The organism is Sulfitobacter sp. HI0129, assembly GCF_001635395.1.
Taxonomy (GTDB): domain Bacteria; phylum Pseudomonadota; class Alphaproteobacteria; order Rhodobacterales; family Rhodobacteraceae; genus Sulfitobacter.
This window is the reverse complement of record NZ_LWGH01000973.1, coordinates 1-206: the sequence shown is the minus strand read 5'-3', so window position 1 is coordinate 206 and position 206 is coordinate 1. Positions and strand designations below refer to the sequence as shown.

The following is a 206-nucleotide window of genomic DNA, read 5'->3' as shown; positions in this document are numbered from 1 at the left end:
ATTGATGGTGTGCGCCGATGCCACGGCGCGCCATTTCAGGTCTTCGCCCCGCCTGACGGTCACGACGGACCGGAAAGGCGCGACATAGAGGTGATCGTCGCGGTAGAGGTCCGTCTGGTAGATACCTACGGCAAGGTCCGGCCCCAGAAGCGTGGTCGAGATCATCTTGTGCGACAGGTCCTCGAAGCCAAGTTGCCTGAGACCCT

Annotated in this window: 1 protein-coding gene; it reads right to left on the bottom strand. The window is 61.7% G+C overall.

What is annotated here, in order from left to right:
- A partial coding sequence (locus tag A3764_RS25480; protein ID WP_161487528.1) for a hypothetical protein occupies nt 1-206 on the bottom strand: 206 nt, incomplete at both ends.